Source organism: Phocaeicola plebeius (genome assembly GCF_003437535.1).
In the GTDB taxonomy this organism is placed as follows: domain Bacteria; phylum Bacteroidota; class Bacteroidia; order Bacteroidales; family Bacteroidaceae; genus Phocaeicola; species Phocaeicola plebeius_A.
Genome location: NZ_QSQT01000007.1, coordinates 100,628 through 121,978, shown reverse-complemented (window position 1 = coordinate 121,978; position 21,351 = coordinate 100,628). Strand labels below are relative to the sequence as shown.

Annotated in this window: 12 protein-coding genes; all 12 read right to left on the bottom strand. The window is 43.9% G+C overall.

Annotation, left to right across the window (positions count from 1 at the left end; all coding sequences use genetic code 11):
* Positions 1 to 130: 130 nt before the first annotated feature.
* Positions 131 to 1,501, bottom strand: a complete 1,371-nt coding sequence (locus DXD04_RS05125; RefSeq protein ID WP_117671441.1) for a BACON domain-containing protein — start codon at positions 1,499 to 1,501, stop codon at positions 131 to 133.
* 380 nt (positions 1,502 to 1,881) lie between these two features.
* Positions 1,882 to 3,921 (bottom strand): M13 family metallopeptidase, encoded by a 2,040-nt coding sequence (locus tag DXD04_RS05120; protein WP_117671439.1) that lies wholly within the window; start codon positions 3,919 to 3,921, stop codon positions 1,882 to 1,884.
* 31 nt (positions 3,922 to 3,952) lie between these two features.
* Positions 3,953 to 5,887, bottom strand: coding sequence for an ABC-F family ATP-binding cassette domain-containing protein (locus DXD04_RS05115; RefSeq protein ID WP_117671437.1), 1,935 nt, complete (start codon positions 5,885 to 5,887; stop codon positions 3,953 to 3,955).
* A 75-nt stretch (positions 5,888 to 5,962) separates the two neighbouring features.
* On the bottom strand, positions 5,963 to 6,934 hold the full coding sequence (locus DXD04_RS05110) for a transporter (RefSeq protein ID WP_117671435.1): 972 nt from the start codon (positions 6,932 to 6,934) through the stop codon (positions 5,963 to 5,965).
* Between the two features lie 152 nt (positions 6,935 to 7,086).
* Positions 7,087 to 8,730: a fumarate hydratase gene (locus DXD04_RS05105; RefSeq protein ID WP_007557817.1), complete on the bottom strand. Its 1,644-nt coding sequence runs from the start codon at positions 8,728 to 8,730 to the stop codon at positions 7,087 to 7,089.
* A gap of 99 nt (positions 8,731 to 8,829) precedes the next feature.
* Positions 8,830 to 10,377 (bottom strand): TlpA family protein disulfide reductase, encoded by a 1,548-nt coding sequence (locus DXD04_RS05100; RefSeq protein WP_229035457.1) that lies wholly within the window; start codon positions 10,375 to 10,377, stop codon positions 8,830 to 8,832.
* Positions 10,378 to 10,394: 17 nt separating this feature from the next.
* Positions 10,395 to 12,386 carry a DUF4954 family protein gene (locus tag DXD04_RS05095; RefSeq protein ID WP_117671431.1) on the bottom strand — a complete coding sequence of 664 codons (1,992 nt, stop codon included), beginning with the start codon at positions 12,384 to 12,386 and terminating at the stop codon, positions 10,395 to 10,397.
* Positions 12,387 to 12,398: 12 nt separating this feature from the next.
* Positions 12,399 to 13,655 carry a GTPase HflX gene (gene hflX / locus DXD04_RS05090; RefSeq protein ID WP_022054264.1) on the bottom strand — a complete coding sequence of 419 codons (1,257 nt, stop codon included), beginning with the start codon at positions 13,653 to 13,655 and terminating at the stop codon, positions 12,399 to 12,401.
* Positions 13,656 to 13,739: 84 nt separating this feature from the next.
* Positions 13,740 to 15,128 carry a RagB/SusD family nutrient uptake outer membrane protein gene (locus DXD04_RS05085; protein WP_117671429.1) on the bottom strand — a complete coding sequence of 463 codons (1,389 nt, stop codon included), beginning with the start codon at positions 15,126 to 15,128 and terminating at the stop codon, positions 13,740 to 13,742.
* A 27-nt stretch (positions 15,129 to 15,155) separates the two neighbouring features.
* Entirely contained in the window at positions 15,156 to 18,311 is a 3,156-nt protein-coding gene (locus DXD04_RS05080) for a SusC/RagA family TonB-linked outer membrane protein (protein WP_117671427.1), read from the bottom strand.
* Positions 18,312 to 18,657: 346 nt separating this feature from the next.
* The gene (locus DXD04_RS05075) at positions 18,658 to 19,683 is read right to left on the bottom strand and encodes a hypothetical protein (protein WP_147330741.1); all 1,026 of its coding nucleotides are present in this window, start codon (positions 19,681 to 19,683) and stop codon (positions 18,658 to 18,660) included.
* Positions 19,684 to 19,716: 33 nt separating this feature from the next.
* The gene (locus tag DXD04_RS05070; RefSeq protein WP_117671423.1) at positions 19,717 to 21,339 is read right to left on the bottom strand and encodes a RagB/SusD family nutrient uptake outer membrane protein; all 1,623 of its coding nucleotides are present in this window, start codon (positions 21,337 to 21,339) and stop codon (positions 19,717 to 19,719) included.
* Positions 21,340 to 21,351: the final 12 nt, after the last annotated feature.

Sequence of the window (21,351 nt, the reverse complement as noted above, 5' to 3'; positions counted from 1 at the left end):
CATGTCCAACAGATAGGATTATGTGAAAAAACACAGAAAAAGAGCAATAATAATGGCATATAAAGTGATTATACTCTATCGACTTTATATGCCATCTTATTTTTTAGGGACATTTACTGAATATCCCTACTTATTCATACACAAAGCGGTATTCATCATTGTAATAAGATGTAGACTCTGAAACATGATTTCCATGTTCATCCTCCTGGTATGAATACAAAGTACACTTGCCAGTAATTACATCCAGATAATTATCTTCCGTAAAGCTATATGCAAAAGGAGCCCATGTATCTTCATGTATCACTTCCGGTTCTCCCGGTTCCGGCATACGATATCCCCAATCCACAACATCTTTCGTTACCAGATTCTTACTACCTTTACCCATCATACGCAACATATAAAGCATGGACACCATGTCATCATATTCATAAGTATGACTACCGAACAACGGACGAACCACTACATTAAAATCAAAGTAAGGCGTTACATTCGGATATTCAGTATATGCATAACTCATATAGCTTTCATCCGAAAATTCTCCCTCCGTCGACATCAGGTTGCCATTCTGCCAGTTCAATTGCAGAATAGACCTATCCGAAGCACGTCCCATCCTGCCAGAAGATACTCCCGGATCGATTGCCACATTTCCATCTTCCTCATCCCCATCTTCATGGTCACCTGGATAATAGTCATAATCTTCTTGTATCTGCTGAAGATAACCGTCGGAATAAATAAACATCCACAATGTATGCTGCTCAGAAGAAGATTCCTTTTTCTTATACAACTGTGATACATAACCCTCTGAGTTCAATGTAACCACATACGATTCATCCGATTCATATCCGGAAAGTGTTTTCAAGTCAATCCACATCTGGTTTTCCTGATAGGTGAACTGATAGATTCTCTCTGTGAAATATCCCTGCATATCGCCTTGGTAACTAATGGTTTTCAAGGCTGCCAGCTTTCCGTTCTCATTATAAGTGAGTTCCCCAATAGACTTAGTATAGCTGTCCGGATACAAACTGCTTGAATTTGTAATCTCATAACGAACCAGACGCTTTTCTTTCGGGGCAGGAGTTTCCCCTGCTTCTGTAGTAGCTTTCTGCTCTACGGTAATGGTTATCACATCGTTACCACAACGAATTTCGATGGTAGCCTTCCGGTCCTTTCCGGTCAGGTTCTCTATCAATGTCAAGGTTAAGGTATATTCACCAGGACCTCCGCTATAGGCACTCAATTCCAGCCATTCCACTTTTCCCGAAGCAGCCTTGGTTGCAGCTTCTGTCGCAACTTCTGTTACTGTGGCTGTCCAGTCGGACAAAGCTGTAAAACTGATTCCACCCTGATTCGTTACCTCATCGGCATAAACCACCTGAGTAGTTTGTATACCTTCTTTCAAAGTCAGATTTGTGGGAGTCTCATCCTTTTCACTACATCCTGAAACCAAGATTACTCCCCACAGACAAACGACTGACAATAAAAAACTTAACTTGTTTTTCATAATTCTTATTTTTGAATATTTTCTTTTACAAAGAAAAGTTTTTCATCTAAGGTATACATCACCGGAAACCGTGAATTCCTCCCTCGCAAACCACAAATTTGCCTTATCTATTCTTCCAAACTCCAGGACAAATTCTCTGTTTCACACTGTGAAATACAAAAACCACAGTGTGGGATATATATTTCACAGTGTGGGATACAAATCCCGCAGTGTGAAACAGAGAATAGACAAGCATATTTGAAAGAATATTTCAGGAGAAAAAGAAGAATAGTCCACCTACCCCGTGGAGTCTCCATCTTAAAAACAAAAAAAGGGGTATATGAACCTTGCAACAGTTCATATACCCCCATTTATAGAGATTGTGAATTACCGTCTGTAGTTTACCACACGTTCACACGGTTTTCAGGAGCTACATACAGCGGATCAGACGGTGTGATGTGGAAGGCATCGTACCAAGCCTGAATGTGAGGCAACGCTCCGTTTACACGCCATTTACCCAATGAGTGAGGATCTGACTTAGTGTACACACGAATCTGTTCGTCGCGGATATTACCAGCCCACAAAGTAGCATAAGCCAGGAAGAAACGCTGTTCCGGAGTGAAACCGTCGACTACGCCAAGCGGAGCATCCTTAGTTGCATTCTGGAAAGCCAGATAAGCTACGTTCAAACCTCCGTGATCGGCCAGGTTCTCACCCAGTGTCAGTTCACCGTTAGCCTGCAGGCCCGGCAATACTTCAATCTTGTTGAAGAAATCCACCATCACCTGTGCACGTTCCTTGAAACGGTCAGCATCACCCGGAGCCCACCAGTCGGTCAGGTTTCCGTCTTTGTCGAACTGACGGCCCTGGTCGTCGAATCCATGCGTCATTTCGTGACCGATTACTACACCGATGGCACCATAGTTGGCAGCATCGTCAGCTTCCATGTTGAAGAACGGCGGCTGAAGAATAGCAGCAGGGAAACAGATTTCGTTAGTTGACGGATTATAGTAGGCATTGACAGTCTGCGGAGTCATCAGCCATTCATCTTTGTCAACCGGCTTACCAATGCGGCTGTACATATCATTGAATCCCCATTCTGAAGCACGGCATACGTTAGCCCAGTAAGAATCGTTCTTGATTTCCAGTTTAGAATAGTCTTTCCACTTGTCAGGATAACCTACTTTTACATGGAAGGTAGCCAACTTTTCGTGTGCTCTAATCTTGGTGCTGTCGCTCATCCATTCCTGTGCATCAATACGTTCACCCAGGGCAGTCTGCAGATTCTTCACCAACTTCACCATACGTTCTTTGGCAGCAGCAGGGAAGTATTTTTCCACATACATCTCGCCTACCAGCTCACCCAGCATACCGTTCACTGAGTTTACAGCACGTTTCCAGCGCGGCTGATTTACCTGGCGTCCTGACAAGACCTTGCCATAGAAATCGAAACGGGCAGCTACAAAGTCATCGCTCAGACAAGAAGCTGCTGCATCCAGCAGGTTGTATTCCAGATAAGATACATGTTTAGACAACGGAAGTGTATTCATCAGGCGAGCTACTTCCTGAATCGGCTCTACCTGTTCTACGTTCAGTTCTGCCGGAGCCTGAATACCCAAACCTTTCATATAGGCATCCCAGTCAATTCCGGCAATGGTCTTCTTCAGTTCATCGAAAGACATTTTGTGGTAGTTAGCTTCCGGGTCACGAAGTTCTGTTGCACTGCGTGAAACTTTAGCAATGGCAGTTTCGAGTTCCATCACATCAGCCACTTTCTGCTGTGCATCTGCTTCAGAGAAGCCAGCCAGCTGGAACAACTTGCCGATGTAAAGTTTATACTGTTCACGAATATTCTGAGTGATGCTGTCGGTATCCAGATAATATTCCTTTTCACCCAAGTTGATACCACCCTGTCCCATCTGGAAGATGTTGAGTGAGCTGTTCTTAGGGTCAGCATATACATAGCTGTGGAAATAGGTACCGATACCGATATGAGCCATTTCAGTCATCATCGGCACGATTTCACTCTTGTCTTTCATGCCGGCAATCTTGTCGAGCATAGCCTTCACCGGTTCTGCACCCTGCTTGTTCAAGGTTACGCTGTCCATAGCCATGTTATACAAGTCACCGATTTTCTGTGCGGCAGAACCAGCCTGATTATTTTTCTGCGCAGCCAGTCCTTCAATCAGTTCACGCAACTGCTTCTGGCTGTTTTCAAACAGTTCATCAAACGTGCCGTAACGAGAATATTCGGCAGTCAGCGGATGTGCATCGTTCCATCCTCCACATGCGTAACGGAAAAAGTCCGTACCGGCAGACACGGTAGTATCCATGTTTGCCAAATCAATGCCAGAAGTGCTTTTCGCTTCCTTCTGTCCAGCGCAGCTTGTCAGCATAGCAAATGCCAACGTAGCTACGGCTACATAATTCTTCTTGTTCATAAATGCGTTATTTTAATCAAGTCTCTCTTATTTATTTCATTTCTTCCAGTTCCGACAGCAGCAGTGTCCATTCCTCTTCTGCCTCCGCAATCTGTTTTTTCAGCTGCTGGTGCTGCTCGTACAGCTTCATATCGGAAGCACCTTCAGGAGTAGCCATCTGTTCCTCTAGTTGTGCCACCTGCTCTTCCAGTTTCTCAATCTTTGCCTCGCAGTCGGCCACCTGCTTCTCCAGCTTGCGGATTTTCTTGTTCAGCTCCTTCTGCGCTTCATACGAAAGTTTGCTTTCACTCTCTGCAGGCTCTTCTTTCTTGGGCGAAGCGGTCTGCGGAGATTGAGACAACTGAAGTTCATTCAGATTCTCCATTTTCTTCTTTTGCAGGAAATCGTAGATTCCGCCGATATGTTCCTTCACCAGTCCGCCACCAAATTCGTACACCTTGGTCACCAGTCCGTCAAGGAACTCACGGTCGTGAGATACCACGATGACCGTACCGTCGAACTCTTTCACGGCTTCCTTCAGCACATCCTTCGAACGCATATCGAGGTGGTTGGTCGGCTCGTCCAGAATCAGGAAGTTCACCGGCTCCAGCAGCAACTTAATCATAGCCAGACGACTGCGTTCACCTCCTGAAAGCACCTTTACTTTCTTTTCGGAAGCCTCTCCTCCAAACATGAAGGCACCTAAGATGTCTCTAATCTTCAGACGGATGTCTCCTTTTGCCACACGGTCGATAGTATCAAAGACAGTCACGTTTTCATCGAGCAGCTGTGCCTGATTCTGTGCAAAATAGCCAATCTGTACATTGTGTCCGATGGTCAGTTTTCCTTCATAGGGAATCTCGTCCATGATACACTTCACCAGTGTAGACTTACCTTCACCGTTCTTACCCACAAAGGCCACCTTTTCACCCCGATGGATGGTCAGGTTCACATCGTGAAAAACCACGTGGTCGCCATACGCCTTTTTCACATTCTCACAAATCACCGGATAGTTACCGGAGCGCATGGAAGGAGGGAACTTCAGACGAAGTGTAGAAGTATCTTCTTCGTCAATTTCAATAGGTACGATTTTCTCCAGCTGCTTGATGCGGCTCTGCACCTGTACTGCCTTCGTAGCCTTATAACGGAAACGTTCGATAAAATCTTCCGTGTCTTTTATTTCTTTCTGCTGATTCTCGTAAGCACGCAACTGCTGTTCGCGGCGTTCCTTACGCAGCACGACAAACTCATCGTAAGCTACCTTGTAATCGTATATCCGTCCGCAGGAAATTTCAATGGTACGGTTGGTCACGTTGTTAATGAATGCCCGGTCGTGACTTACCAGTACTACCGCGCCGGAACTCATCTTCAGGAAATTCTCCAGCCACTGGATACTCTCAATGTCCAGGTGGTTGGTCGGCTCGTCGAGCAACAGCACATCAGGACGACGCAACAGCAGTTTCGCTAACTCAATACGCATACGCCATCCCCCGCTGAATTCAGAAGTAGGACGGTCAAAGTCTGTACGGTTGAATCCCAATCCCGTAAGCGTACGTTCTATCTCTGCACGGTAATTGGTTCCTCCCATCATCAGGAAACGTTCGTTCTCATGGGTAAACCGCTCTATCAGCTCATGATAGCTTTCAGAATCATAATCCGTACGGTCGGCCAGTTCCTGGTTCATTTTCTCCAGTTTTTCCTGCATCTCAAAAATATGCTCAAAGGCCATCTCGGCCTCAGCCATTACCGTACGTGTATCGCTCAGTATCATGACCTGCGGCAAATAACCAATGGTAATGCCTCTTTGTACGGCTACCACTCCCTCTGTAGGCTGCTGTAATCCGGCCAGGATTTTCAGCATAGTCGATTTTCCGGCACCGTTCTTTCCTACCAGTGCAATACGGTCTTTTTTGTTGATAACAAACGATACATCTTCAAACAGCGGAGTAGTTCCAAACTCCACTTTCAGTCCTTCTATTGAAATCATGCGAATTTATTCTTCTACATTACAAAGTGACGGCAAAGTTACAACTTTCCGAGCACAGCAATGACAGACAAGCTGTTAATTTTTCAAAGCGTCGGACTCTCCCTCCGATTTACGCTGCAAATACAACTGGTAGGAATTGACTACATTATGCCACACACTGTAGAATCCTGCCGCAACGGCCGTCACAGGAGTGAAGAAAGTATAGCCCATCCAGATGGCAAATACCGTATTTTTCTGCCCCAAGGCCTGTCCGGAGCTGATGGAATCATCGTAACGACGTCCTATCTTTTTCCCGAAATAGAACTGCAGGGCACAGCAAACCAAGGAAACGCCTCCCAATCCGGCCTGGTACCAGAAAGACACATCACTGTGTACGATACTCTTCACCGTTACTCCAATAGCCAATGTCAACGCCACAGCCCACAGATAAAAAGAAAGTTCATGATACTGTCCTAACTTGGCATGTACTTTCGGAAGTAAAGCCCGCAGTAAAATGGCTGCCAGGAACGGACAAAGCAATAAAGGGAACACCTTTCCCAAAATCAGCGCAAACGAACTGCCAAAATTCAGTTCCGGATGCGGGTGAACTAATGGAAGTACCAGCGGCACCAAAATAGCCGCCAGCAAATTGACTAAAATGGTATAGGTGGTCAGATGGGCTGCATCTCCTCCTAACTTACGTGTAACCACCGCAGCCGCTGTAGCCGTAGGACAAATCAGGCAAATCATAGCTCCTTCCACCAATATACGATCCGAGAAATCCGGGAAAATCACCAGGAGCAATCCCAAAAGCAAGAAACTTGCTCCCTGAATCAGCAGCAAACGCCAATGCCAGGCACACAACTTCAAATCGTGCACATTGATTTTACAGAATGTAAGAAAAAGCATCAGGAAAATCAATACCGGCTGTACAATATCGATGGCATGAGCCACAAAGGGCTTGGTAGGTGCAAGAAAAGGGATATTGACATACACAAAGTACAGAATGACTCCCATTGCCATGGCTATGGGCAACGTCCAATTTTTACAAAAACGTAGAATATTCATTGTTAATCCACTATAGTGAAACAAACCTGCCAGCGCAGAGTGAAAGAAAAAGGATTTGCAAATCCGGCCATCGACAGGCTACGGTTTGCAAATCCTTTGTATGGTCTTATGCCTCTCCCATTTTACAGAAAGAAGCATATCAGAGGTGTCAATTACTTACAGTTGCCAGTGCAACGAGGTTTGATTTGTTTGAAGAAATCATTACCCTTGTTGTCTACCAAGATGAATGCCGGGAAGTCTTCTACTTCAATCTTCCAGATAGCTTCCATACCCAGTTCCGGATATTCTACACATTCAATGCTCTTGATATTGTTCTGAGCCAAGATGGCAGCCGGACCACCGATAGAGCCCAAATAGAAACCACCGTGTTTCTTGCAGGCATCTGTTACAGCCTGGCTACGGTTACCTTTAGCCAACATAATCATAGAACCACCGTGACTCTGGAACAAGTCTACGTACGGGTCCATACGACCAGCAGTAGTCGGGCCCATAGAACCACAAGCCATACCCTGCGGAGTCTTAGCCGGACCAGCATAATAAATAGGATGATCCTTGATATACTGAGGCAGGTCTTCACCACGATCCAGACGTTCTTTCAGTTTGGCATGTGCGATGTCACGACCTACGATGATAGTACCGTTCAAAGACAGACGAGTAGCTACCGGATATTTATCCAGTTCAGCCAGGATTTCCGGCATCGGACGGTTCAAGTCAATCTTCACTGCATTGCCTTCACCAGCCTGACGCAATTCTTCCGGAATCAGTTCGCCCGGATTTGAATCCAGTTTTTCAATCCAGATACCGTCTTTATTGATTTTACAACGGATGTTACGGTCAGCAGAGCAAGATACGCCCAAACCTACCGGACAAGAAGCACCGTGACGCGGCAAACGGATGATACGTACGTCGTGTGCATAATATTTACCACCGAACTGAGCACCCAGACCGATGCGGTGTGCTTCTTCCAATACCTGTTTCTCCAGTTCTACATCGCGGAATGCGCGTCCGTATTCATTACCAGTAGTCGGCAGGTTATCGTAGAAACGAGTAGAAGCCAATTTCACAGTCAACAGGTTCTTTTCAGCTGATGTACCACCAATTACAAATGCAATATGATAAGGAGGACAAGCTGCAGTTCCCAAAGTCTTCATCTTTTCAACCAGGAACGGAACCAGTGTAGCCGGATTCAAGATGGCTTTTGTTTCCTGATACAAGTAAGTCTTGTTAGCAGAACCACCACCCTTTGTTACGCAAAGGAATTCATACTCCATACCCTGAGTAGCTTCGATGTCAATCTGAGCCGGCAAGTTGCAGCGAGTATTCACTTCTTCGTACATAGTAAGCGGAGCGTTCTGAGAGTAACGAAGATTTTCTTCTGTATAAGTCTTGTACACACCCAGAGAAAGCGCTTCTTCATCACAGTAGCCAGTCCAAACCTGCTGTCCTTTTTCACCGTGGATAATTGCTGTACCGGTATCCTGACAGAAAGGAAGTACGCCTTTGGCAGCTACTTCTGCATTACGCAGGAAAGTCAAAGCTACATACTTGTCGTTGTCGCTTGCCTCCGGGTCAGTCAGAATCTTTGCCACCTGTTCGTTGTGAGAGCGGCGCAACATGAAAGAAACATCGCGGAAAGCCGCATTGGCCATCGCAGTCAAACCTTCTTTTTCGATTTTCAGGATGGGTTTTCCTTCAAACTCGCTTACAGACACATAGTCTTTTGTAAGCAAATAGTATTCAGTTGTATCCTTGCCATGTTCAAACATTGGCTGATACTTGAATTCGGGTGTTGCCATAATACATTAAATTAATTGTGAGTTATTAGTGGACACAAAGTTACAAAGTATTATTGAAATTTTTCCTTAATTCCTACAAAAAGTTATCTGTAATTCTTCTTACTCTTCTATTGCACGAATCAGGTCCTTTTGCAGTACATCTACCCCGGGGAATCCCACATAACGTCCCTGCAATTTTCCGTCATGACTGATAATCAGATAAGCCGGAATTCCAGTTACTCCATAAGAGGTGCACAAGTACTTCCATTGTGAGTCAGTAAGCCGATAGTGTACTCCCGTCATCTTGGACAGATTTGATTTCCAGATATTTTCGGGGGAAGAAGGTCCCGTCAGATAAATATATACGATGTCTTTTGATGACAGATTTTTCTTCAACGGTACCATAGACTGCATACTTTTTTTACAAGGACCGCACCACGTAGCCCAGAAGTCTATCAAGATGGCACGCCCTTTATGAGGAGCAATAATCTTAGGAAGAATATCCGCTCCTTCTACCTGCGCATCCAGCGAAGCAATCACCGCTTCTTTCACCGACTCCATCCGTTCGGCATTCTGCTGAAGTGCTTCTGCCACAGCTTCCACATACATACGAATTTCCGGAAAATTCACCGTTTTCAGCACTTTCCGGTCATCAGAAGACAAAGAAGAGGAAGCAGTAATCCGGGTACAGATGGGCATCACCTGCTCATAGTCAGATTGTAACCTGGAAGCGACCTCCGGACTCTCCATCAAACCTTTTTCTACAGCACGATAGGCATTCAGTGCAGCAGAAGAAGGGGAACTGGCCAGCTCCCGGTTAATAGTCTCAGCTGCTCCGTCAAACCAGGCCTTCTGTTTTTTCTCGTAACGTTTACCCAGCAAACGGGAAGCAGACATGCTCAGGCGAGGAAGATTGATATACACCGTCACCTCTTCGTCGGGCACAAGAAACAGTTTCAAAACCGCTTCGTTCAACCGCAATGCCGTCAAAGTTGGTTGCAACAACTCTGCTTCCAGATGAAACGAGCCATCCTGACGGACTTTAATGCTTTGCTTCCACTCCTTAGGGAAAAGACCGTCTTCATATTCCAATTCCGTGAACAATGACATTCTAGGATCATATCCTAAAATATAACCGTTTACTACAGCCTTTCCTACTGCCAATCCCGGCTCTGGAATTTCATTGCTCCGTTCCGGCTTATCTGTAGTAAGGTAATTAGGCACATACACATAAGGTTCTTCCCTACTCAACTGGATGCCAAAGATGTTCCATCCCATCTCCGGCTCGATAAAATCTACTTCATGCACATCCGAAGGAACCGGCGAAAAAGAAAGAGTTACTTCCAAAGTCCCATTCTCGTCGATTACTTCCGGCTCAGTCACTCCATCAATGGAAATACGTTCCGCCTCACGAAGCTGTGCCATTCCTCCATCGGCCCATTTCAATGCCGCTTTCGAGGAAATGACAACCGGAGTTCCCGGCTTACCATACATCACTGCATCGACCTGAGTCTGTTCACTGGTTTGGATAATCCGTTTGAATTCTATCTCCGCCGTATTCGACAAGACGAAACCCGGAGATTCCATCACCTTTCTTCTATTGGCCTGCATCTGCAAAGCCATGAAGCAAACGCAAAGCAAACATATATATCTGCATATTCTTTCCATACGCAGTACCTCCCATTTTACAATAAATTCTTTACACGTTCTATCAGTTCGTTTCCAAGCTCCGTTTTTACCTTTATATGTTCCAGTACCGCTGTCACAAACGGATTGCTTTCGAACACACCACGCACTTCTTCAAAGTCACGCATCTTTTCCTCACTGCTTCCATCTGCCCCGAATCCGGTCATGGAAGTCAACGAAAATTCCTTCTTGGCATCTTCGTACACCATTTTATCCAGTCCCACTACAGCTTCCTGCCACTGGCGTACGATAGCTGCGATGTCTGCCGCTGTAATCATATCAGCCTGCAAGCCATAGAATTCAAGCATTTTTTCATACGCCCACGTCCATTCATACGTATAATAATTGGCGTGCATCTCTGCAAAACGGTCGTGTATCTCATCCACACTGTTCAAACGGTCGCACTCAATATCCTCCATCAGGCGTTCTATCTCACTCTTCGGGGCAATCAGTCCGGAAATATCCACCCATTCTCCTGTTCCAATCGGCGTATCCGGAAGCAGACGAGCACGAATTTCTTCATCTGAAGCAAAATGAATGGCTTCCAGACGCTTGATGACAGAGTTTCCCAGAAATTTATGGATAGCAGTCTCATAAAACTTGATTCCCTTATTCAGTGCCGAATTTTTGATTTTCGCACTTTGATAAGAGTAAATCTCGGAAGTTTCCCCCGACACACGAGCCAGTTCCTTCAAAATCTGTCGGCCAGTCATCATCTTCTGAATAGTGTACGGACTCAACAAGTTATAATTAATCTGGTCCAAACGGTTCGGGTCTTTCCGCTGGTCACGTTTAGGCCACTTCTGCGCATCACGAATTGTACCTACACTCCGCAAATTGACACCCGGCACCAGATAAGTTGTATTCTTTTCCTCTATCAAATAAGAAAAAGGCAGATTCGAAGTATCCGGATGAGTGACATGACGTCCCATCACCAGTGAGAAGGCACCAATACGGGCGGGCCACAGGATATAAGAATCAGAAGTGGTCTTAGCACCTCGTTCCAATGCCCCCTGATGAATCGGCCCTAACTTATACATGTGGTTACTCTGGTTAGAGCCTGAACCTGCATTCATGAACGAGAACATGCCGGCAATAAGCAATGTAGACTTATGGTGCGTTACGGTAAAAGGTCCGGCAAAAATGGCACAAGCCTCTCCATTTTCCTCCTGACAATTACTGAAGAACAATGAATCAGAAGCCGAATAGGTATGTCCCAAATGACAAGCCTGCCCCACGAAACAACGTGTAAGCATCGTGCCATCTTCTACGTGTGAGCCACTTGAGATGATAAAATCATCACAAATCACTCCGTAACCGATATGCACCGGTGCATGCTCATTACTATTGATGCTTCCATTCTTCAAACGGCCGGCACCCTCAATCTGACAATAATCTCCAATCCGTACATTCTTGATGTAACCGGCATTCACTATCATTACATGACTCCCGATAGTACCCGTATCTGACGCATGTGACTCTGCATAAGACTCAATAATCTTCCGCATTTTCTCAATCAGTACCGGGCGATGACGATAAAGAGCCATGATATAAGCCTGATGAGCAGAAAGACGGTCATGAATAATCACCTCACGTCCGCCAGTCTCATTCAAAACTGAGACTTCTACTCCATTCCCAAAACGGCTATGGCAATCCACCAGGATGATATCTACATTCTCGATAAAGGTATCATGCCCTATTTCATAGTTGGCAATGTAATTCTTTACATTCTCAATGTAGCAGTTGTCACCCACCGTTACATTGTGCAAGGTTGCATAATATACACCAGAATGTTTGGCCATTCCACCAGCCAAAGTAAACTCTTTTTCAAAAACGCCCAGTCGCACTTTTCCCGAAAAACGGGTGTGATGAATATAATCCGTATGAAAATCATCGGCCACTTCTACACCACTCCAATCGGAAGCTATACAGTGCTGCGCCTCCAGTCGTGCGATTTCTTCTTTTGTCAGTAAACGATAGTGTTGTGTCATATTTTCTTGTAGTTATTCTTCGTCGTATGTCTGATATAGAAAATCATTGTAAGGATACTTCTGCACATGCAGTTCCTTTACCTTTTTATATAATAAATCACGGAACTGATCAATGTTGGTCTTCTCACGTGCGGAAATAAAGATACAATTATCATTTAGTTTCGCCATCCAGGTATGCATCAGTTCCTCCAGCGTGATATTTTCTTTCGTCTTCGGAGTAAGGTCATCCTCGGCCTTTTCTACATACGTATAGGCATCTACCTTATTAAATACAATCATACTCGGCTTTCCACCTGCACCCAAATCGGCAATTGTTTTCTCTACCACCTGAATCTGTTCCTCAAAATCCGGATGTGAAATATCTACCACGTGTACCAGCAAATCCGCTTCACGTACCTCATCCAGCGTAGATTTAAACGAATCGACCAAGTCAGTCGGCAATTTCCGGATAAATCCTACCGTATCCGAAAGCAAGAAAGGCAAGTTTTCGATAATGACTTTACGCACGGTGGTATCGAGCGTAGCAAACAATTTGTTTTCCGCAAAGACCTCACTCTTGGCCAGCAGGTTCATCAACGTCGATTTACCCACGTTGGTATATCCCACCAATGCCACACGAATCATGCGTCCACGGTTCTTGCGCTGAGTAGACTTCTGCGTATCAATTTCTGCCAGACGCTGTTTCAGCAGAGCCATACGATTCAAGATGATACGACGGTCCATTTCCAACTGAGTTTCACCCGGACCACGCAAACCTACAGAGCCTTTACCACCTCCGGCACCGGAACCACCACCCTGACGTTCCAAGTGCGTCCATAAACGCTGCAAACGCGGAAGCATATACTTATACTGCGCCAGTTCCACCTGCGTCTTGGCATTGGCTGTCTGTGCACGCATCGCAAAAATATCAAGAATCAGTGAAGTACGGTCCAGAATCTTCACTTTCAGTTCATTCTCAATGTTACGGATTTGCTTGGCCGAAAGTTCATCATCGAAAATCACCATCCCGATTTCCGTCTCTTCACTCTCGTTCTGCAACTCCAGGTATTCTTTCACCTCCTGCAACTTACCTTTACCCACGTAAGTCACCGAGTTCGGCGTATCCAGTTTCTGTGTAAAACGTTTTACTACCTCTGCCCCAGCCGTCTCAGCGAGGAAAGCCAGCTCATCCAAATATTCATTGGTCTTACGTTCATTCTGAGTCTGAGTTATCAAACCTACCAGCACAGCTTTTTCTGTCTGTGCTTCTGATATTACAAATTCTTTCATTCAGTATAAATCTAAATTCTATAGAGCGCAAATATAAATAAAAAAAGCGCATCTCATTACAGATACGCTCTTTTTACTTCTTCCTTATTTATTCAAATCCGGATTCATCAATTCTTCGCTTTGTGGAATCGGCCAAACATATCCGCTACTTTGCGGAGTAATCTGTGTTTTCCGTTCAAAGTTAGCTCCGCGACGCAACACATCAATGCCTCGCATCGCCTCACCGATAAACTCCAGACGACGTTCGTTATAAACCGCCATCTTCAAATCTTCACCAGACAAATGATCAATATCCAACTGATTGCTTGTCTCCGGTAATGAACGGAATCTCACCTGTTTCAGACATTCTCTGGCAAGTTTCTCATTTTCAGTTCCACCCAGATTTACATAACACTCAGCCAAGTTCAACAACGTTTCCGCATAACGGAAAATCGGTGCCCAATCCAGTTTCTGTGCAGCATCCGTAAACTTCAGCAACTGATTTTTTTCGTTCTTCATCTGCACACGGGCATCATCAGCTGAATTGTAATTCGGCTTGCCCATGATACCGTTCTCCACGTCTACCCACAAAATCGTATTCTTAGCGTAATAATATTCTGCCAATCCTTGCTGGGTATTCGGGCGGTTTGTTTCCTTCATTGGCAAAGAGAATATGGTTTCATCCGTATAATAAGGAGCCTTGAACATATCTCCAAACTTCGGAGTCAGTTCGTAGCCTGTCACCAGCTTACCTGCTTTTACCGCCTCTGTCCAGTTATTCATGGACATATACGCGCGCATCTTCAACATATTGGCAGCCGCCTGTGTAGCACGAGTTACAGTCGGTTCATCTGCTTTTGCTTTTACCGGCAACGCACTGATATTTTCCAAATCCGAAAGAATCTGTTCGTAAACCTCCTTCACTGTAGCACGTTTCAACGCATTGTGTTCACCGTTCTTTTCCGGAGTCAAACGTAAAGGCACAGATTTCGCATCCGGATTAATTACGTAGGGCGTAGCATACAGATTATTCAAATAGTAATAAGCAAATGCACGCACAAACTTTGCCTCCGCTTTATACTGCTCATACTTTTCTCCAGCAGTAGCTTTAGCACCTTCCAACTCATCCAAGAAAATATTGACACGGTTAATGGCAGCGTATGCCATGCTCCAGGTCACCGTATTTTCTGCATCTGTTTTGCCCACATTAAACTTATAAGTATTGGCCAAAGTAATCAAGTTCGGGTCAGAATTTACAATATCTTCTCCACGGTTATCAAACACCAGATAGGTTTTTCCTCCCATGAAGGAATCCGACGCATCATTTTTTATCGAACCATACAAGCCTAATACAGCTGCTTCCAAACGATTTGCATCATTATAAATATCTCCCGGCTCAATGTACAAAGGTGGTTCCTGATCCAAGAAACTGCTACTGCAACTACTCAACGTGGTTCCAGCCATCAATATAGCATATACAATATATTTTTTCATTCGAATCTGCTTTTAAAAATTCAACAATTAAAACGCCAAGTTTACACCAAATGTGTATGTACGTGCCTGTGGCAAAGTATTTTTATCCGTACCCGGAGCCAGAGTAGCATTGGTCGTATTCGACATCACCTCCGGATCCATACCCGAATAGCCCGTAATTACGAACAAGTTCTGCACCTGTGCATATACGCGCAACTTGCTGATACCGATGGCACTCGCCCAATTCTTCGTATTGAAGGTATAACCCAATGAGATATTCTTCAAACGCAAATAGTCACCTTTTTCCACCCACTCGCTGATAGGCATGGCCGAACCATTAGAATAGTTATCGCCATACACTGGTTTCGGGAAAATGGCATTCTTTCTTTCCGGAGTCCAGTAATTCTGAAGTACCTCCTTCGAGTTATTCCAGTAACGCATGTCACTTACCGTCGCCTTCGTACCATTATAAATATAGTTTCCACCTGAGAACTGGAAGAACAAAGACAAGTCAAAATTCTTGTAAGAGAAGTTATTACTCCATCCACCATACCATGTCGGCAGTGTATTTCCGCAAATCACCGGTTTCAAGCTGCCCTCATAAGGCGTACCATCTTCAAGCATCCATTTTGCTTTCGAGGCATGATTATACAGCACACGTTCTCCATTCTCTCCATAGAACACACGGAACCCGGTTTCCGGATCTACACCACCTGTCGGTGTCAGATACAACTGACCGATAGACTTGCCAGGTACTGTGATATTTGTAATTTCCAATCCAGTGGCATCACCTTTGATAATATTATCCAAACCATTAGCCAGAGATACAACCTTATTACGAGTAGTCGTAATATTAAAACTTGTATTCCATTTGAATGCACCGTCACGTAAAATATCCGCAGAAATCGTCAACTCAATACCTGAGTTTGTCATCTTTCCAGCATTGGTTGTCAGGATATTTCCTGGAAGACCTTTCGAAGGAGCCTGTGGCACATCCAGAATCAAGTCTGAAGATTTCGTATAGAAATAATCAAAATCAATATCGATACGATCAAGTACACGTGCACTGAAACCTACGTCATACTTTTCTGAAGATTCCCATTTCAAATTCGGGTCGGCAATCTTACTTAAACGATAACTTCCCTGAGAACCGTAATAGTAAGGAGAATAATACGAACGTGAGGCATAGTCATCGATATTCGTATTACCTACCACACCATAGCTACCCTTGATCTTAAAGTCTTCAATCACATGCTTGAGCGGTTCAAAGAAAGCTTCTTCCGACACACGCCATGCCGCTGAAACACCTCCAAAGTTACCCCAGCGATTATCCTTGCTCAATGCAGAAAGGCCATCACGACGGAAATTGATAGAGAACATGTATTTCGATGCAAAGTCATAGTTGATACGTCCAAAATACGAAACCATAGAGCTCTTGGAAATACTACCCGAAGCTGTGGCATTGGCAAAAGTTCCCTGGAAGTTCGTAAACTTATCATCCTGCAATTCTGTACGAGAAGCATCCCATTCATTGTAGCTGCTTTCAGTAGCTTCCATACCCACCAGGAAATTGAAATGATGACGATTAGCCGTAAAATCATACGTTGCCGTATTCGTCCAGGTCCAGATACTGCTATGCACTGCCGCATTGAACGCATACCCGCCTTTATTTACTCCATCTCCATGATTAGGTGACCAGAAACGAGAGTTTTCGATACGTGCATCGTCAATATTATACTGGGTTTTCAATGTAAGACCTTTCACAGGAGTAACTTCTGCAAAGAAACTGCTCAAAATACGGTTTACATCCACGTTGGTCTTATTACCCAATTCCACCAATGCCACCGGATTCGAAAATGTATTCATTACCGCATTAGGTCCATAACCCAACACACCTAACGAATGTTCATAATAACCTTTGCCATTTTCATCATAGATAGGTATATTCGGAGAGTTAGCCAGCGCCATACGCGGGAAACCACCTACTGCAAAGTTTGAACCGTTACGTGCCGCATCCACCTGCGATGTAGAACTTACGTTCACGCTCGAGTTCATACCAATCTTCAGCCAGTCTGTTACGTTAGCCACAATGTTAGCCTTACCGCCCAGACGTTTATAGTTATCGCCCACTACAATACCTTTCTGCGTATTGTAATTAGCCGACATATAATATTTCACTTTTTCCGTTCCACCACTTACGGCTACAGTCTGGTCTTGTGTAAACCCATTCTGAAAAATAGCATCTGCCCAGTTAGAGTCTACTCCCGGCATCAAGTTAAATGCCTTATCACCATAAGCAGGATTAGCGATGAATGTCTTATCCATAGCAGCCAGTTCAGCTGCTACATCTGTTCCGTATGCATTACGAACCGCCATATTCTTGAAGTCTACATACTCCTGTGCATTCATCATATCAATGAACTTCGTCCGGTTGGAGAAACCGACAGAAGCATCATACGTTACTTTTGCTTTTCCGCTGCTTCCCTGCTTGGTAGTAATCAGCACGACCCCGTTTGCCGCACGTGAACCATACAAAGCTGCTGCCGCCGCATCCTTCAACACGTCAATAGAAAGAATATCAGCCGGATTAATGTCAGCCAACGCATTGGCATTACCCAATCCTCCGCCCAAATCACCCGACTGAATCGGCATTCCATCCACTACGTACAAAGGAGAAGTACCCGAAGTAATCGAGTTTACACCACGAATATGTACCACAGGAGCCTGACCTACTCCTCCTGAAGGAGTCGTTACATTCAAACCAGAGGCACGTCCCTGCATCATCTGGTCCAAGCTTGTATTAGGCACGTCCTTTAACACATCGTTGCGGATTGAAGCTACTGAAGCTGTCACCGTACGTGCGCTCTGCGTACCATACGCCACAACCACCACTTCTTCCAAAGCCTGTGCATCCGATTTCAACACTACATTCACCACCGGTTTTACAGCCACTTCCTGGCTCTGCAAACCGATAAAAGAAACCACTAAAGTTTTTGCCGAAGCCGGCACACCAGAAATTGTAAAGTTTCCATCAATGTCGGTCACTGTCCCTACAGTAGTACCTTTTACCAACACCGATGCGCCCACTACCGGCAATCCGTCTTCTTCCGACATCACATTACCGGTCACTTGAGAAACTTGGGCGTTTGACAGACCAATCCCTATCAGAAGAATGGCCATGAACAACGTCATTCTTTGTTTCATAAAATCTCTCTTTTAATTTAGTTAAGTTAGTCTAATACATTTATCACAAACGGGGCGCGAATGTAAGAAAATAAAGAGAAATTATAAAACAGCGGGCAATTTTACACTAAAATTTATTTATAAGGAGTAAAACGATATCAAAATAGATAAACAGATGGTTTTTAAGAACTTGCTTTCACTTCTTCAACCGCATAAAAAGTGAATACAAATAGAATAAAATTGCAATTATTTTGTATTATTAAGAAGTTCATTCTAACAAAAAGACCAGTTTTTAAGTGAATAAGACGAAAAAAGAGGTACATCCACACAGGACATACCTCTTTTATTATTTCAGCTATAATAACGATTATTCAGCAGAAGCTTTTACGAATTTCACTTCAAATTTAGCTTTATATTGAGTATTACCTTCTACTGGTACAGTATCATCTTCTGTTGAAAGCAGATATTTTTTATCAGCTTTCTCATCAAATGCATAAAGTTCATATGTTACCTGATAAGTCACGTTGTCCGTTTTAGCCTCAGCAGTTGCTGCTTCCACGTTAATACCTACCAAGTCCATACAGATAGGATACTCCTTCTCTTCAGCAAATTTCTGAGTCATTCCTGTAGCCAATTTTGTTGTATTGACTTTCAGAGAAATTTCATTATTAGCCAGGTAATCAGTTGTTAAGAATTGAGGATTTTTATGATCCTTATCTACCACAAACTGAATGTGGTCTTCTCCAGCTGCCTTCGACTTACCAATAGTAGCAAAGAAACTAGAGATACGCACCAAAGAATTCTTAGTATAATCAGGTGATGGTTTTTCTTCGTCTACCTCAAAATCTTTTGCAATTTCTACTGCAGCTAAAGCTCCTTCTTTATCAAATGTACCAGCATATTCATCCTTCACCATTGTAGATGCCAATGAGTCACTCTTCCAGGCATAATCAATCACCATAGAATAGGTTGCATCTGTATAACCTGCACCATACAAATGATCTTTCACTCCGTCTGCAACCTGCAACTTCAAAGAATATGTCTTCTGAAGCTCTACTACGCTTTGATTGAAAGTAACAGTTATCGGACTACTAACCTGTTTCTCAGCATCAAACACAAACTGATTATCTGACAAAGAGAAAAAGTTATCTGGATCTGTTGCCTTAACCGGTACATTTACAGCTTCAGAAAAAGAAGCTCTATTCAACACAATCTTAAAAGATGTTTGCCCCGGTGACAACTGTTCAGAAACTGCACTGCTTTCAAAATAAGCACCAATTGCATCCGCATCTGCTTCCGGGCTTGCCACTTCCGTATCTTCATAATCGCTGCATCCTACCATCATTACGGCCGGAGTCATCAATAATCCGAAAAAGAATTTATTTAATTTCATAATACTCTTAGTTTTTAACTTTAATCTAACTTATTATTCATCTGCAACTGGTTTCGGTAAAGTCCATGCCGGACTATCTTCTGCAGTTAATGCCTTATTAGCCTGAAGTTCAGCTTCCGGTATACGCCACAACAAGATATCGTCTGTTTTTGCAATATTAAATACACATTCTGCATTCGGGAAACCAGCTCCACGACGGTCTACTCCCTTGTTAAGACGCATTACATCGAACCAAATTACTCCTTCACCCCAAAGTTCAATACGACGCTGGAAATAAACAGCTTCCTGAGGATTAGAAGCATAGTCAGTTAAATAAGCTTGTGATCCGCTTGACAAACGGTTGTTAAGCAATTCCTTGAAATATTTTTCACCTTCAGCCCGATTTCCAGCTTCAGCGTATGCTTCTGCAGCAATCAGATACATTTCTTCAATACGCATCAATACAATATCATTGGCATTGATAGTAGTACCTACCACATCATTATAGGGACCGAATTTTACCTGAGTATAAGGCTTGTAACCCTGTTTTGCCACAAAAGCAGCTTGTTCGTCACTTAAGAAACCATCAGATTCTGCAGCGGCATCCAACCACCATTGTTTACGGATGTCAGCATCATCAATCTCCTTATATAATTTCAAACTAATCTGACGACCACCTGAATAGTTTGCATATCCATAGCTCAGTGATCCCATGTGAGAAGGCCAGTTACAGATACCTGTATCTACCACGTCATCTGTTTCGCTGACAATGATACCCCACATCCAGTTCACCTCATCTACACTCCAAAATGTCGGTTTACCTACCGCAGTACGAGAAGCGATAGCAATACCTTCACTTGTTGCCGCCTTGATAGCATTTGCCGCATCATCAGCTGCTTTAGCGTATTCATGCATTGACAGATACATACGTGCACGAAGTCCGTATGCTACTGACAGACTGATATAACGCTTGTCAGCACGTTTTACCTTTCCTTTTTCTGCATTAGTCAGCAAATCAATAGCATTGTTCAAGTCTGATTCAATCTGTGTATACACGTCTTTTACAGACGAACGTTTACAACCATTCACAGAAGCATCTGCCGAATTCTTTTCTGTAATCAGCGGTACACAAGGTTTGTCCTCATTACCTTTATAGTTAAACTGATACAGTTGTGCCATTACCCAATAAGAGAATGCGCGTGCAGCCAGTCCTTGTCCCAGATAGAATTGTTCATTGGCGTCTTCTGTTTTTTCATCAATGCTTCCTACTACATTGTTGGCAGCAAAAACGATAGAATACAAGTCATTCCATACCATCTGTCCTTCCAAGGAAGTATTTTCACGGTCTTCAAATGTCAAGTCATATCCAGTCCAGTTATAACCGTTGTTATCACTTATTACGTCTTCTGTATTAGAGTCCAGACACAACATGACAGTAGGATAACCAATATCATTATGACGTTCAGCTCCCAATGCACTTGAGTTAGGGAAAGCCTGGTTGAAAGTAGAGAAAATCGCATTTACCTTTGCCACTCCACGTTCAGGATTCAGTGTAGAAACGGTCTCCTTCTGAGAGTCTGTCACGATTCCTCCATCGGGCAATGTATCCATATCCTGGCAACCAGTCACAGCCAGTGAAGATACAAGCAATGAAGCAAAAATATATTTTGTTTTCATATCTGTTTCTTA